The 13821-nt window shown below is 73.2% G+C and carries 16 protein-coding genes and 1 tRNA gene; 11 read left to right on the top strand and 6 right to left on the bottom strand.

The features are described from left to right. Positions 1 to 11 precede the first annotated feature (11 nt). The 7 genes from ACZ6Y7_RS04030 to ACZ6Y7_RS04000 all read left to right on the top strand — a co-directional run bounded on the left by ACZ6Y7_RS04030 (position 12) and on the right by ACZ6Y7_RS04000 (position 5642). Positions 12 to 446, top strand: a complete 435-nt coding sequence (locus tag ACZ6Y7_RS04030; RefSeq protein ID WP_380412784.1) for a hypothetical protein — start codon at positions 12 to 14, stop codon at positions 444 to 446. Further along, the gene (locus tag ACZ6Y7_RS04025) at positions 446 to 1129 is read left to right on the top strand and encodes a hypothetical protein (protein WP_465756264.1); all 684 of its coding nucleotides are present in this window, start codon (positions 446 to 448) and stop codon (positions 1127 to 1129) included. The genes ACZ6Y7_RS04030 and ACZ6Y7_RS04025 overlap by 1 nt, the downstream gene beginning before the upstream one ends. A 169-nt stretch (positions 1130 to 1298) precedes the next feature. Further along, positions 1299 to 1460, top strand: a complete 162-nt coding sequence (locus ACZ6Y7_RS04020; protein ID WP_465756263.1) for a hypothetical protein — start codon at positions 1299 to 1301, stop codon at positions 1458 to 1460. Between the two features lie 99 nt (positions 1461 to 1559). Continuing rightward, positions 1560 to 1847: a hypothetical protein gene (locus ACZ6Y7_RS04015; RefSeq protein WP_465756262.1), complete on the top strand. Its 288-nt coding sequence runs from the start codon at positions 1560 to 1562 to the stop codon at positions 1845 to 1847. Next, positions 1844 to 3820 carry a YfjI family protein gene (locus ACZ6Y7_RS04010; RefSeq protein WP_465756261.1) on the top strand — a complete coding sequence of 659 codons (1977 nt, stop codon included), beginning with the start codon at positions 1844 to 1846 and terminating at the stop codon, positions 3818 to 3820. The genes ACZ6Y7_RS04015 and ACZ6Y7_RS04010 overlap by 4 nt, the downstream gene beginning before the upstream one ends. 245 nt (positions 3821 to 4065) lie before the next feature. Beyond that, positions 4066 to 4251 carry a helix-turn-helix transcriptional regulator gene (locus ACZ6Y7_RS04005; RefSeq protein WP_380412776.1) on the top strand — a complete coding sequence of 62 codons (186 nt, stop codon included), beginning with the start codon at positions 4066 to 4068 and terminating at the stop codon, positions 4249 to 4251. Continuing rightward, entirely contained in the window at positions 4251 to 5642 is a 1392-nt protein-coding gene (locus ACZ6Y7_RS04000) for a tyrosine-type recombinase/integrase (RefSeq protein WP_465756260.1), read from the top strand. Before ACZ6Y7_RS04005 ends, ACZ6Y7_RS04000 begins: the two co-directional genes overlap by 1 nt. Before the next feature lie 153 nt (positions 5643 to 5795). Here ACZ6Y7_RS04000 and ACZ6Y7_RS03995 read toward each other — a convergent pair. Next, positions 5796 to 5876: transfer RNA gene (locus tag ACZ6Y7_RS03995), tRNA-Tyr, on the bottom strand. Between the two features lie 228 nt (positions 5877 to 6104). Here ACZ6Y7_RS03995 and ACZ6Y7_RS03990 point away from each other — a divergent pair. After that, positions 6105 to 6593: a YajQ family cyclic di-GMP-binding protein gene (locus tag ACZ6Y7_RS03990; RefSeq protein ID WP_045693084.1), complete on the top strand. Its 489-nt coding sequence runs from the start codon at positions 6105 to 6107 to the stop codon at positions 6591 to 6593. An 81-nt stretch (positions 6594 to 6674) separates the two neighbouring features. On the opposite strand, the gene ACZ6Y7_RS03985 is transcribed toward ACZ6Y7_RS03990, so the two are convergent. Then, positions 6675 to 7313: a hypothetical protein gene (locus ACZ6Y7_RS03985; protein WP_465756259.1), complete on the bottom strand. Its 639-nt coding sequence runs from the start codon at positions 7311 to 7313 to the stop codon at positions 6675 to 6677. A 107-nt stretch (positions 7314 to 7420) separates the two neighbouring features. Then, on the bottom strand, positions 7421 to 7912 hold the full coding sequence (locus ACZ6Y7_RS03980; RefSeq protein ID WP_465756258.1) for a hypothetical protein: 492 nt from the start codon (positions 7910 to 7912) through the stop codon (positions 7421 to 7423). A 339-nt stretch (positions 7913 to 8251) separates the two neighbouring features. Between ACZ6Y7_RS03980 and ACZ6Y7_RS03975 the strand changes: the two genes are divergently transcribed. After that, on the top strand, positions 8252 to 9256 hold the full coding sequence (locus tag ACZ6Y7_RS03975) for a phosphatase PAP2 family protein (RefSeq protein ID WP_465756257.1): 1005 nt from the start codon (positions 8252 to 8254) through the stop codon (positions 9254 to 9256). 107 nt (positions 9257 to 9363) lie between these two features. Continuing rightward, positions 9364 to 9924: a G/U mismatch-specific DNA glycosylase gene (mug, locus tag ACZ6Y7_RS03970; protein WP_465756474.1), complete on the top strand. Its 561-nt coding sequence runs from the start codon at positions 9364 to 9366 to the stop codon at positions 9922 to 9924. Positions 9925 to 10009: 85 nt separating this feature from the next. Here mug and ACZ6Y7_RS03965 read toward each other — a convergent pair whose 3' ends face one another. Continuing rightward, the gene (locus ACZ6Y7_RS03965) at positions 10010 to 11032 is read right to left on the bottom strand and encodes a LysR family transcriptional regulator (protein ID WP_465756256.1); all 1023 of its coding nucleotides are present in this window, start codon (positions 11030 to 11032) and stop codon (positions 10010 to 10012) included. 202 nt (positions 11033 to 11234) lie between these two features. On the opposite strand from ACZ6Y7_RS03965, the gene ACZ6Y7_RS03960 reads away from it, so the two are divergent. Then, complete coding sequence (locus tag ACZ6Y7_RS03960; protein ID WP_465756255.1) at positions 11235 to 12239, top strand: NADP-dependent oxidoreductase; 1005 nt, start codon at positions 11235 to 11237, stop codon at positions 12237 to 12239. A gap of 151 nt (positions 12240 to 12390) precedes the next feature. On the opposite strand, the gene ACZ6Y7_RS03955 is transcribed toward ACZ6Y7_RS03960, so the two are convergent. Both ACZ6Y7_RS03955 and ACZ6Y7_RS03950 read right to left on the bottom strand, forming a co-directional pair. Beyond that, positions 12391 to 13347 carry a M48 family metalloprotease gene (locus tag ACZ6Y7_RS03955; RefSeq protein WP_465756254.1) on the bottom strand — a complete coding sequence of 319 codons (957 nt, stop codon included), beginning with the start codon at positions 13345 to 13347 and terminating at the stop codon, positions 12391 to 12393. Positions 13348 to 13350: 3 nt separating this feature from the next. Beyond that, positions 13351 to 13776 (bottom strand): BlaI/MecI/CopY family transcriptional regulator, encoded by a 426-nt coding sequence (locus ACZ6Y7_RS03950; protein WP_465756253.1) that lies wholly within the window; start codon positions 13774 to 13776, stop codon positions 13351 to 13353. Positions 13777 to 13821 lie beyond the last annotated feature (45 nt).

Below are 13821 nucleotides of genomic sequence, written 5' to 3'. Positions count from 1 at the left end.
GGAGATCGACCATGGACACCCAGTTGCTCGGCTCGTTCGGCTCCGGCGGCCTCTGCCTGGCCATCGCCGTGTGGATCATCCTCGGCAGCCGCAAGGCCGACAAGCAGGGCAAGCTCGCCAAGAAGCACAAGGACGAGCACACCGCCTGGCTGATGATCGTTTTCGGCATCTTCGCCGCCGGGGCGGGTCAGGCCTTCTCGGCGCCGGGCACGGTCGGCGAGAGCCTCACCCACGCCTTCACCTCGCAGAGCACCGCGTTCGGCAACGTCGGCGCCGGCGCGGTCGCCGCGATCCTGACCCTCGTCCTGTTCGGGACCAAACCGGCGCCGATCAAGGACTCGGTGCTCGGCGCGACCGTGCCGTCCGTCTACGCCGCCGCCGGCGGGATCTGGGCACTGCCGCTGACCGTGATCGGATCCGTCATCAAGGGCCTGGTGGGCGCCTGATGAAGCCCCGCCAGTACCTCGCGGGCGTATCGGTCACCGCATTCGGCCTGGGCAATCGCCTGATCATCCGGACCCTCCGGCCCCGCGCCAAGGACATCAAGGTCACCCGCCAGCAGGTCGGAGGAGTGCTCGCCCTCGGGCTGTTCTTCTCCCCCGTCCTGGCCCGCCCCGTCGCCCGGTACGCGCCGACCACGATCACCGTCCTGCTCGTCCTCTGGGTGGTCGCCGCCGTCGTGATCGGCAACACCGAGGCCGCCGCCGAACTCGCGACGGCCGACGCCGAGAAGCGTGCCGAGGCCGCCGCCGACAAGGCGAAGAAGGCGAAGGCCGGTGACCGGGCCGAGACCGGTGAGCCCGCCGAGGCGAAGCAGGCCGACGAGCTCCAGGACACCCCCGCCGACGCCGACCTGTACGCGCTGATCCGGTACGTCGCCCAGATGTCCGACCAGGGCACCGCCGCCCACCTCGCCCACGTGCTGGAGGAGGGCCAGGCGAGGGGCCTCTTCGAGGGCTGGCAGCTGCCCGATCTGAGGGCCCACCTGGAGGGACTGGGGGTGGCCCTGGTAGAGGGCAAGAAGCTCACCTTCAACGGCCGCCAGCGCAACCGCCTCGCGGTGGCCGTGAACGCCCTCCCCGAGACCGCCCCCGGCACCGTCCCCGCGGTCGTCCAGGACGCCGCCTGACCCCGCTCCCCCGGCCGCTCCCGCGGCCCCTCCCGGGTGGCGGTAGGGCGGTAGGAACCGCAGGTCAGCGCGCCCCTACCGCCCTCCCTACCACTCCCCTACCTACCGCCCTACCCCCTTCCGCCGGCACCCGCCGGAAGGGGAAGTCGATCACCAGAAGGAGATCTCCATGGACCAGGACCTCGACGCCGGCGACTGGACGCCGGGCGAGTGCGACCACTGCACCGGCGGCGAGCCCATCGAGACCCCGTTCGGACTCATCTACTGCGCCTGCCAGATCGGCCAGGGCGCCACCCCCGAGAGCTGCCTCTGCGGCCCCGAGGACGACTGACCGACACAGCACGAAGCCCCGCAGCAACCGCCGACCTTGCCGGGTGACATGCGGTTGCTGCGGGGCCAATCCGATTCCTCTCAGAACCAGAGGTCCAGCATGCCCGGAAACATCACCTCGCCGCAGCCCCGCTGCGAGGCCGCCCACCTCGGCGACGCCAGCCCCTGTGAGGGCCCGCGCGACGCCGTGACCGTCGTCGACCGACACGGCGACGCCGCCAAGGCCTGTGTGCACCACGGCATCCGCCTGTACGCCAGCCTGGTCGGCCCCCAGATCTACCCCGGCAGCGTCTCCGGCGCGGACGCCGAGGTCCGCAACCGTGCCCAGAGCACCTCCGCGTTCGCCTGGCTCGACCACCACCAGCTCCCCACGGAGGACGAGCGGTGAGCGAGTACGCCCCGAACGTGATCCCGTTCCGGCCCGAGCCCGCCGAGGTGAAGGCCGCCGAGCAGGCCGTCATCGGCGCCGCCCTGCTCGACCCCGTCCAGGTCCCCGTGCTCGCCGCTCAGCTCGGCGACCCCGGCGCCTTCTACCACCCGGCCCACGAGACGATCTGGCGTGCCATCACCCGCATGGTGAACGGGGATCGACCGGTGGACCCGATGCTGCTGGCCGAAGTGCTACGCGCCCAGGGTGACTTGGCCCGCGTCGGCGGAGCCGGCTACCTGCACGCCTGCGTCGAGGCCACCCCGACCTCCGCCAACGGCGAGTACTACGCCGAGCTCGTGCGCGTGGCCGCCGAACGGCGCCGCATCAACACCGCCACCAGCCGCCTCGCCCATATGGCCGGCGACGACCAGACCGACCTGGAGGCCGTCCGCACCGCCGCGTTGTCCGCCCTCGCCGATCTCGCATCGGGCGAGACCTGGCTCGACCCCGTTCCGCTCGGTTCCCACGGCGCGCTCCCGGTCTTCCCGGTGCACGCGCTCCCGAAGTGGGTCGGCGCGTACGTGGAGGCGGTCGCCGAGTTCACGCAGACGCCGCCCGACATGGCGGCCACCATGGCCCTGGCCGCGTTGTCGACCGCCGCCGGCGGGCGGGTGAACGTGGAGATCCGGCCCGGCTGGCGCGAGCAGTCGAACCTCTACCTGGTGTGCGCGATGCCGCCCGCCAGCCGGAAGTCAGACGTGTTCGCGTTCATGACCGCGCCGATCTACCGGATCGAGGACGAGCTCCGCGCCGAGGCCCGCGCCCGGATCATCGAGGCCGAGACGGCCAAGGAGGCCGCGCTCGCCGAGGTCGAGGCGCTCATGGCGAAGGCCCGCAAGAACCCCGACCTCGACCGCGCCCACCTGGTCGCCGAGATCTCGGCGGCCCGGATGCTGGCGGAGGAGATCACCGTCCCTCCGAGTCCGCGGCTGACCCTGTCCGGGGACATCACCCCGGAGACCGTCACCCATCAGCTCGGCGTGCACCGCTGCCTGGCCGCGCTCTCGCCCGAGGGCGACCTGTTCGACAGCATCGTGGGCCGCTACAGCAGCAAGCCGAACCTCGGCGTGTTCCTCCAGGCGCACAAGGGTGAGCGCCTGCAGGCCGACCGGATCACCCGCGAGCAGCCCACTGTGGACAAGCCCGCGCTCACCATCGGCGTCACCCCGCAGCCGGCCGTCCTCCAGGAGCTCGGCGCCGCTCCCGGGGCCCGGGACCGGGGGTTGCTGGCCCGGTTCCTGTACTCGCTCCCGCCGTCCAACCTGGGCTACCGGAAGATCCGTACGGCGCCTGTCCCCGACACCGTCGCCACCACCTACGACGTGCGCCTATCCGCTCTCCTGCGCACGCTCACTGCGCTGGACGAGCCGGTCACCGTGGTGCTCACCGAGGCCGCCGACCTCGCCGTGGAGAAGCTCCAGGAGAGGTTCGAGGTCCAGCTCCGCCCCGACGAGCCGCTCGCCCACATCAAGGACTGGGCCGGAAAGCTCGTCGGCCACATTGCCCGGATCGCCATCCTCCTCCATCTCGGCGACCAGGTCGCTGGCGACTGGCGCGCGCCTGTCCAAGCCGCCGCCGTCGACCGGGCCGCCGAGATCGCCGAGTACTTCACCGCCCACACCCTCGCGGTCTTCGACCTCATCGCAGCCGACCCCGCGACTGAGGACGCCCACGCGCTCCTCCAGTGGCTCCAGCGGCCGAAGCGGGACGGCACCCACCGCACGCACATCAAGGCCCACGACGCCGTCGCCAGTAGCCGCAGGTTCAAGAAGGTCGCGGACGTCGAACCTGCCCTTCAGTTGCTCGAACAGCACGGTTGGCTCCGCACCGACCAGCCGCCCGCCAACGGCGGGCGCGGCCGCCCCCAGGCCATCACCTACCGCGTTCATCCAGCCGTGAGCACTCCCACAGGCGCGGAAGCGATCAGGTAGCCGTCAGGCAAGCCAGGGCAAAGCCCTGACCAGCCAAGACGCCGCCGGACGGCCGGTCAGGGAACGTCAGGGCTGTCAGGGATACCTGAGATCCCCTGACAGCCCTGACAGCCCCTGACATCTCGCCAGGCACAGTTTCCGCAGGTCGCCGGGTTGCCCTGACAACCCTGACGGCTTCCGCCCCTCGCGCCCGCCCGCGCCACACTCCGCGACCTTCACTCACACCCCCAGCAGGAGACTTCGCCATGCCCAAGCGCGAACTGCTCAAGCTCCCCGTCGTGCTCGCCGAACTCGGCATGTCCCGCGCCGCCTTCTACCGCATGCGCGCCCGGGGCAAGGCCCCGCGCCTCATCAAGCTCCCCAACGGCCAGGTCCGGGTCGACCGGGCCGACCTGAACGCGTGGCTCGAAGCCTGCGAGGTCGCCGCCTGATGGCCACCTCGTACAAGGTCAAGTTCTGGGATCACCGGCACCGCCCGGACCGGCGGGCGCCCTGGATGGTCCGCTGGACCGTCGCGGGGCGGGAGTTCTCCGAGTCCTTCCTGACCAAGACCGCGGCCGACGGCCGGAAGTCCGAGCTGATCTCCGCGCTCCGCGACGGGCAGCCGTTCGACATCGATCGTGGCCTGCCGCTCTCCGAGCTCCGCAAGGAGAAGCAGATCAGCTGGTACGAGCTCGGCCGGCGGTACGTCGAGGCCCGTTGGGAGGGGGCTCCGGCCAAGACCCGCACGACCTGGGCCGACGCCCTCGCCACGGTCACGTTCGAGCTGGTGAAGTCGAAGGCCGGCATGCCGGACAAGCGGATCGTCCGGCGGGCGCTCTACAGCTGGGCCTTCAACGTGAACGCGTGGGGGGATGAGCCGCCGGCGGACTGGGCCAAGGCCTTGGCGTGGGTGCAGAAGCAGTCCGTGTCGGTCTCCGCCTTCGAGGAGCCGCCGATGGTGCGCCGTCTGCTGAACGCCCTCGCTGTGAAGCTCGACGGCAAGAAGGCCGCCCCCTCGGTCATCCTGCGCAAGCGCCGCATCCTCGGCCACCTCTTCGGCTACGCCGTGGAGGAGGGCTACCTGGCCGCCAACCCCCTCCCGACCGTCCAGTGGCAGCCGCCGGAGTCCGAGGAGGAGGTCGACCCGGGCCTGGTGGTCAACGAGGACCAGGCCGCCGCGCTCATCGAGGCGGTGGGACGCCAAGGGAAGCGAGGCGCCCACCTCCGGGCCTTCTTCGCCTGCCTCTACTTCGGCTGGCTCCGGCCGGCCGAGGCGGTGTTCCTCACGCTCGCCCGCTGCCACCTGCCCGCCGAGGGCTGGGGCTACGTGGTCCTGGACGAGACGCGGCCGCGGGTCGGCTCGTCCTGGACGGACGACGGGACGTCGCACGACAAGCGTGGGCTGAAGCACCGGGCCGAGAAGGCGACCCGCCGCGTTCCGATCCCGCCCGAGCTGGTGGCGATCCTGCGGGAGCACGTCGCCGCCTTCGGCGCCGCGCCCGACGGGCGGCTGTTCCGGACGTCCCGGGGCGGGATGGTGCAGGAGAGCGGGTACGGGGTCGTCTGGCAGCGGGCCCGCGCCGAGGTGCTGTCGCCCGCCGAATGCGCCACGAAGCTCGGCAAGCGGCCGTACGACCTGCGGCACGCCGGGATCTCGCTCGGCCTGAACTCCGGGGTCGATCCGACCGAGGTCGCCCGGCGGGCGGGGCACAGCGTGGCTGTCATGCTCCGGGTCTACGCGAAGTGCCTGCACGGCACCGTCGAGTACGCCAACGAGCTGATCTCGAAGCGGCTCAACCGGAACCGTCTGGCGCCGCCGGCCCCGGATCCTGGTCCGTAGCTGGTCCGTGTGCCCTGGTCAGGGCTGGGATTCGGGTGGCGCAAAGTGAGACAAGCCACCCAAAAGGGGTCCCGGCGGCGTTGCATGTCAACCCAACGAAAAAGCGGTCCCTCACCTACGTTTCCGCAGGTCAGGGACCGCTTTTCTATCCTGTGGCTGGTGCAGGGTTCGAACCTGCGTAGCTTGCGCGACAGATTTACAGTCTGCTCCCTTTGGCCGCTCGGGCAACCAGCCAGGATGTTCGCCGCCCGGGGTGTTCGCCCCGTTCGACGTGGTAAACCATACCCGATGTCGGGGGGTGCTCCGCCACTCGATGGGTCATCCGACGATCGACGCGACGATCAAGGACGGGCACGCCGCCGCGCGGGCGGGGGCGGGGCGGCGCTGGATAGGCTGGGGCGGCGGACGCCCGGTGGGGCGGGCCGTGCCAGTGAAGCCAGAGCATCAAGGAGACCAACACCCATGGCCGACTCCAGTTTCGACATCGTCTCGAAGGTCGAGTGGCAGGAGGTCGACAACGCGATCAACCAGACCTCCCGTGAGATCGCGACGCGCTTCGACTTCAAGGGCGTGGGCGGCGAGATCAGCCGCTCCGGCGAAAAGATCGAGATGAAGGCCAACGGCGAGGAGCGCGTGCGCGCCATCCTCGACGTGCTGCAGACGAAGTTCGTCAAGCGCGGCCTGTCGCTGAAGGCTCTGGACGCCGCCGAGCCTCAGCTCTCCGGCAAGGAGTACAAGATCTTCGCCAACATCAAGGAGGGCATCACCACGGAGGACGCGAAGAAGGTCGCGAAGATCATCCGTGACGAGGGCCCGAAGGGCGTCAAGGCCCAGGTCCAGGGCGACGAGCTGCGCGTCAGCTCGAAGAGCCGCGACGACCTCCAGGCCGTGCAGGCCCTGCTCAAGGGCAAGGACCTGGACTTCGCGATCCAGTTCGTGAACTACCGCTGACGGCGGGCCGGCCCGTCGGTCGGTCGGCGGACGGCCCCGCTCCCCGGTGAGGGAGCGGGGCCGTCCGCGTCCACAGGGAGGTCAGCGAGCGGCCGCCGGGTGGGAGCGGGCCGCGGCCAGGGCCTGCGCCCGGGCACGGAGGGCGTCCAGCTGGTGCTGCACGGTGGCGGCGTCCACGTGGGTCGAGGTCGCGGTGCCGGGGAGCTTGGGCGGCGTCGGGGTGGGCACCGGCGGCAGGGACGGCAGTTGCCCGAGCAGCCCCTGCAGGATCGTCTGCAGGGAGGCGATGAGCTGCTGGAGGGCCCCGAGGTCGGGGACGGCGGAGGTCACCGTCGAGAGCAGGCCGGTGACCAGCTTGACGATGTCGTCGACCGCCCCGAGGGCGGCGCTCGGGTCCGGCGTGGCCGGGAGGGCCGGCAGGTCGGGGACGGCCGGGTCCGCGACCGGGAGCGCCGGGGTCGCCGGGTCGGCGGCCGGGAGCGTGTCCGGTGCGGCCGGGACCGTCACGGGGCTGACGGACGAGGCGAGCGCGGCGGGCATCGCGGGCATCGCGGGCAGCGCGGGCATGGCGGGCAGCGCGGGCATGGCCGGAACGGCCCGGGTGGAGGCGGTGGTACGGGAGGCCGGGGCTTCGCTGCCGGCGGCGGTGGCGGACGCGGTGGCGACCGTGGTCAGCGCGAACGCTGCGGTCAGCACGACGGCCATCCGGATGGCACGCATGGGTACTGCTTCCTCTCACTGTGGATCAGGCGAGATCGCCTGCATCACACGCTCGGGCAGCAGTCCTGCCCCGGCCACCGCTGGTACGCCGAACGGTGCGCGGCGCCTCAGCCGGCGGCGGCCCAGCCCGCGGTGCTGCGGTACGCGCCCAGGCCGACCGAGTCGAACTCGTCCGCCCGGCCCTCCTCGGTGCGCGCGCCGAGACGGCGCAGGGCGCGGGAGATCGGGGCCCCCTCGGGCGGCGCGGCCTCGAACTCGCCGAGGGCGAGCGGGCCGAGGACGACGCGGCCGTCCGACCACACCGCGGCCCGCTGGCTGCCGCTGCCGCCGACGTACGCGGCCTCCACGCACGCGACCGGACCGGCCTTCGACCAAGCGGCGAGCCGGAGTTCGAAGCCGTCCGAGTACCAGCCGGACCCGGCCCCACCGGCCGGTTTCCGTACGCTGTCGTCGCCCTGGAGCGCGGCGAGGACTCCGGAGGTCACCGGGATCAGCGCCAGCCCCTGGGCCAGCGGCACCAGCCGGGCCGCCGGAACCTCTGCGGCAGCCACCCGCAGCAGCTCCAATGTTCCTATCAGCGCCTGGAGTTCGTAGGACATGCCGGACATGCTGTCCCACCGCACTGACAGTCGGCCCGGAATTTATGATTCCGTGCCCGGCCGGAGACCGTAGAGCAGGCTGAGCACCGTCATGTTCCGGACGGACCGCGGCCAGGAAGACGCGGTGCCCACGGCCCCCACGACCGGGGCGCACCGGCACCCCGCCGACGGCCGCCGCCCCCACGGTCACCCGCTCGGACGTGCCCGCATGCGGTCGCTCCGGCGCCCGGATGGACTGGCCGCGATGCCCGTTGCTCGGGTGATCGGAGCCGGCGTTCTTACGATCCGGTCATACTTCATCCAGAGTCCTTCAAGTTTGGCTTGCTAATTTCGGTGCGCATGACCAAGACCCTCTCCCCGGCCCCGCGGACCCCGCGGACCGGGCAGCCGCGCCCGGTGCCTCCGCCCCGCCCCCGCGTGACGGGCTGGTCGAGACTCCGCTTCCTGGCGTGGCCGCTCTACCTGGCCGGCCTCGCCCGGTTCCTGAGCGTCGAGGGCATCCCGTCCGCCAACGACGTGCTGTTCCTCTGGCTGATCGGCGCCCTGCTCACCGCCGCCGTGCACAGCGGGCACGGCCGGCGCGGCTTCCTCCTGGTGCTGCGCGACTGGGTGCCGGTGATGGCCGTGGTCTGGGCGTACTCGCTGCTGCGCGGCTTCGGCGCGCACACCCCGTGGGCCCCGCACTGGCTGCCGCAGCTGCGCTTCGACGAGGTGCTCGGCTTCGGCGAGACCTGGACCGTCCGGCTCCAGCACGCCCTCTACACCCCCGGATCGCCGCACTGGTACGACTACGCGGCGGTGTGCGTCTACCTGTCGCACTTCTTCGTGGTCTTCCTGCTGCTCGCCGTGCTCTGGCGACGCGCGCACCACCGGTTCCGGCAGCTGCTGGGCTGCTACCTGACGCTCACCTTCGCGGGCTTCGCCACCTACCTGCTCTACCCGGCCGACCCGCCCTGGCTGGTCGCCCAGGAGGGCAACATGCCGCACCTGTCCCGGGTGGTCTGGGAGGTGATCTCGGTGAGCGGGCTGCCGCAGGCCGACTCGCTGCTGGAGAACGGCAGCCAGTTCGCCAACGACGTCGCCGCGATGCCCTCGCTGCACTCCGCCTACCCCGCGATGCTGCTGTTCTTCTTCTGGCCCACCGCCCGGCCCTGGCTGCGCGCGGTGCTGGTCGCCTATCCGCTCGCGATGACGTTCACCCTGGTCTACGGCGCGGAGCACTTCATCATCGACGTCTTCGTCGGCTGGGCGTACGCGGCCGCGGTGGTCTTCGGACTGCGGTGGCTGCGCAACCGCCGTACGGCGGCGGTGGCGGTGGCGGGCACGGCAGACTTGGCCCGGTGAAGCCGCAGACACCGACGAACCCCTCCGGAGAACCGGTGCAGCCCGCCCCGGTCCAGCCCGCCCCCGCCCCTGGAACCGTCCCGGCGCGGAAAGCCGCCCCGGCGCCGATGAAGCCCACCGCCGAACAGCTGCTCGCCGCCAAGGACACCACCATCCCGGACGTGATCGGGCCCGGGCTGCGGGTGCTGTTCTGCGGCATCAACCCGGGCCTGTGGTCCGGAGCCACCGGGCACCACTTCGCCCGGCCCGGCAACCGCTTCTGGCCGGCCCTGCACCGCTCCGGCTTCACCGAGCGCCAGTACCGCCCGGACGAACAGGACCAGCTGCTCGCGCTCGGCCTGGGCATCACCAACGTCGCCCCGCGCACCACCGCCAAGGCGGACGAGCTCACCGTCGAGGAGCTCCGCGAAGGCGGCGCCGCGCTCCGCGCGCGGGTGCTGCGGCTGCGCCCGCGCGTGCTGGCCGTCCTCGGCATCGGCGCCTACCGGACGGCCTTCGGGCAGCGGCGGGCCGCGATCGGGCGCCAGCCGGAGGGCATCGGCGACACCGAGGTGTGGGTGCTGCCCAACCCCAGCGGCCTCAACGCGCACTACACCCTGGACGGGCTGGCGGCGGAGTTCCGGACCCTGCGCGAGGCGGTCGACGGCTCAGCCGACGACGAGGACTGAGCAGCGGTGCGGGGCAGCAGCGCTCCGGGGCTGAGCAGCGGTCCGGAGCTGACCGGCCGCCGAGGGCCCGGCCGTCGGCGAGTGCTCACCGGCCGTCGCTCGCGGTGCGGGCGGGCGCGGTGCGGGCGGGCGCGGTGCGGGCGGGCGCGGTGCGGGCGGGCGCGGTCCGGGCGGGCGGGGCCCCGGCGGGCGCGGTGCGGGCGGGCGGGGCCCCGACGGGCGCCAGCCCCGCCGGCAGCCGGACCTCGCGCAGCTCGCGGATCAACGCCCGGACCGCCGCCGACCCGGCCAGCTCGGGCGTGGTGACGTACCCGACGAAGCGGCTGGGCGGGCGCGGCCCGAGATCGGTGACGGCGAGCCCGGCCGGGGCACCGAGCAGGGCCGTCCGGGGCATGATCGCCATGCCGAGGCCCTGGGCGACGAGCGACAGGGCCACCGTGTCGTCCTCCACGTCCACGGTCGCGGGCGGGATCCAGTCCTGCCGCTGCCACCAGTCCCGGGTGTACGAGCCGCAGTTCTCGTCCCAGTCGACCAGGGGGAGCTCGCGCGGCGCGGGGTGGCCCTGCGGGTGCGCCAGCGCGTACGTCTCCTCGTACAGGCGCACCGCGACCAGGCCGGGGACGGGCGACGGGCCGTCGGCGTCCAGGGTGGCCAGCCCGAGGTCGGCGCGGCCGTCGGCGACCTCCCCGGCGGTGCCGCGGCCGATCTCCCGGACGATCCGGACGTGCGCGCCGATCCCGGGGTGGCTCTCGGCGAGCCGGGCCAGGACGGCCGGCAGCAGGTGGGCGGCGACACTGCGGAAAGCGGCGATCCGCAGGGTGCCGGTCAACGGACCGTCCGCTCCGGCGCGCCGCACCTCGGGGCCCATCGTGTCCAGCAGCCGCAGGATCCGGCGGGCGTACGCGACCGCCCTGGCACCGGCCTCGGTGGGGCGCGCGCCGTGGCGCCCGCGGTCGAAGAGCACCGCGCCGAGCTTCCGCTCGCAGACGCGCACGGTGTGCGAGACGGCGGACTGGGTCGTGGCCAGGCGCGCGGCGGCCGCCGTGAAGCTCTGCTCCTCGTCGACGGCGACCAGGATCCGCAGCTCCTGCGGGGCGAGATCGGTCATGCGCCCGAATCTAGCCCCGGTCCATCGATGCCGATCCTTCGGTCCGATCCGTCGGTCCCGATCCGCCAGTCCCGATCCTTGGGTCGATCCATCGATACCGTTCATGGAAGGCGCCGTTCCATCGACCCGGCCCCCTGCCCGGCCGCTCCCCCGCTTCCTACGGTGATCACGTCCCGCCGTCCTGAGCAGCCCGGAGCACCCGATGTCCCGCCCCACCGCCCGCGCCGTCCACCTGGTCTCCCGCCCCGCCGGTGCGCCGACCGCCGAGAACTTCGCCTTCGTCGAGGAGACCGTCCCGGCGCTCGCGGCCGGTGAGGCCCTGGTCGAGAACCTCTACCAGTCCGTCGACCCGTACATGCGCGAGCTGATGGACGAGGGCGGCTGGGAGCTGCACGCCCCGTTGGAGGGCCGCACCCTCGGCCGAGTGGTGGAGTCCCGGTCGGACGCCCTGCCCGTCGGGGCGGTGGTCTTCCACCGCCAGGCCTGGCGCACCCACTCGGTGGTCACCGCCGAGCGGGCGAACCTGCTGCCCGACTTCGCCGGGGTCCCGCTCAGCGCCCACCTGTCGGTGCTCGGCGGCACCGGCCTGTCCGCCTGGGTCGGCCTGACCAGGATCGCCCGCCTCCAGCCCGGCGAGACGGTGTTCGTCTCGGCGGCCGCCGGCGGCGTGGGCACCGCCGCCGGACAGCTGGCCCGGCTGCTGGGCGCGGGGCGGATCGTCGGCAGCACCGGCTCCGCCGCCAAGGCCGCCCGCCTCACCGAGCACCTCGGTTACGACGCCGCCTTCGACTACCACGACGGCCCGATCGCCGAACGGCTGCGCGAGGCCGCCCCCGAGGGGCTGCACGTCTACCTCGACAACGTCGGCGGCGACCACCTGGAGGCGGCCATCGGCGCCCTGCGCGACCACGGCCGGATCGCCTGGTGCGGCGCCGTCGCCCAGTACAACCACCTGCAGGACCCGCCGTCCGCGCCGCGCAACCTCTACGACGTGGTCGGCAAGAGCCTGCGGCTGGAGGGCTTCCTGGTCAGCAACCACCTGGACGCCCGGCCCGAGCTGTACGACTTCCTCGTCCCGCACCTGCGGTCGGGCGCCGTCGTCCCGGACGAGACGGTCGTGGACGGCTTCGACCGCGTGGTGGAGGCCTTCCTCGGCATGCTGCGCGGCGCCAACACCGGCAAGATGCTCGTCCGGATCGCGGACTGAGCCGCCCGCGCCGTCCACCGGCCGGGCAAGGCGACGGTGACGGCTGCAGCCGGGGCCGCCATCCACAACGAGATGACGGCTGCAGCGGGGGCCGACACCTACTGCGGGATGACGGCTACAACGGGCCGACGCCTTACAGCGAGGTGACGCCTTACAGCGGGGTGACGGCCTTCAGCACCACCAGCAGGGCCACGGCGGCGTTGAGCGCGCACAGCGCCGACGCCGCCGTGCCGATCGCGGCGACCATCGCCGCCAGGCCCGCCGGGGTCTTGGCCGGCGGCCAGTTGCGGGAGGTCGGCACCGGCCCGAGCAGCGCGGCGACCCGGCGCGGCACCGGCCCGGCCGCCGCGCCCGGGGCGGCGAAGGCCGCGAAGCCGGGCGCCGGGGCGGTGCGCGAGACCAGGGCCGCCCGGGCCACCGCCCGCGCGGTGATCCGGCGGTCCCCGACGACCTGGGCCGAGTCCTCGTCCGCCCACCGCTCCGCGCTGTACGCCACCGCGTTCTGCAGCGGCCGCAGGAACGGGTTGACGCAGGCGGCGAGCTGGGTGGTCAGCAGGTACCGGTGGTGGCGGTGGCGCAGGTGCGCCCGCTCGTGCGCGAGCAGCGCCTCCCGCTCGTCCGCCGCCAGGCCGTCCAGCATCCCGGTGGAGACCACCACCCGCCCCGGCGAACCGGGCAGGGCGTAGGCGTAGGGGCTGAGGTCCGGTAGCACCGCGAGGTCGTCGCACGGCGCGGCGGCCGCGGGCAGCCCGGACAGCGCCCGCCGGGCCCGGGCGCGCACCCGCAGGTGCCGGACGACCGTCCGGCCACAGGCGATGCCGACCAGGGCGAGCAGCCACATCGCGGCCGTGCCGACCGTCTCGTGGTACGGCAGCGCGGCCCGCACCTCCGGATCGGACCAGCTGTCCGGCAGCGGGTTCCCGGGGATCTGCGCGGTGCCCACCACGCCGATCAGGCCGAGGCAGAGCACGCTGCACACCGCCATCACCGCGCTGATCGCGGTCATCAGCCGGGTCGCGCCGCGCGGGTGCAGGTGCTGCTCGGTCAGCCGAGCGATCGGGACCGCGGTGAGCGGCAGGACGAGCGGGAGGAAGACGAAGAAGCCCACGGGTCAGCTCTCACGGTCGGTCGCTGCCGGATCGGCGGAGGCGGCGTCGAGCAGCGCCCGGAGCAGTTCCTCGTCGTGCGGCAGCAGCGCGCTGACGAAGCTGGCCAGGACGGCGTCCCGGTCCGCCTCCCCGTCGAGCATCCGGCGCATCCGCAGCGCCGCCAGGCCGGCGGCGTCGGAGGAGGCCTGCCAGAGGTAGGAGCGGCCGGAACGGCTGCGCGAGACGGCGTTCTTGGCGTGCAGCCGGGACAGGATGGTCATCACCGTGGTGTACGCCAGGTCGCCCTCCAGACGTTCCTGGACCCACCCCGCGGTGGCCGGGCCCGGTGCCTGCTGGAGCACCGCCAGCACCTGCGCCTCCAGCTCGCCCTGGCCGCGGCGTCTGGCCGGCGCGTCACCGGCGGCCGGGGCGTCCCTCTCGTCTGCCATGGCGGCCCACTCCCTCCGGATGCCGCGCCCGGACCGACGGGCGCA

The sequence above is a fragment of the Kitasatospora sp. NPDC053308 genome (assembly GCF_055585785.1).
The sequence above is the reverse complement of the archived record's forward strand: the minus strand, read 5'-3'. Positions and strand labels throughout refer to the sequence as shown.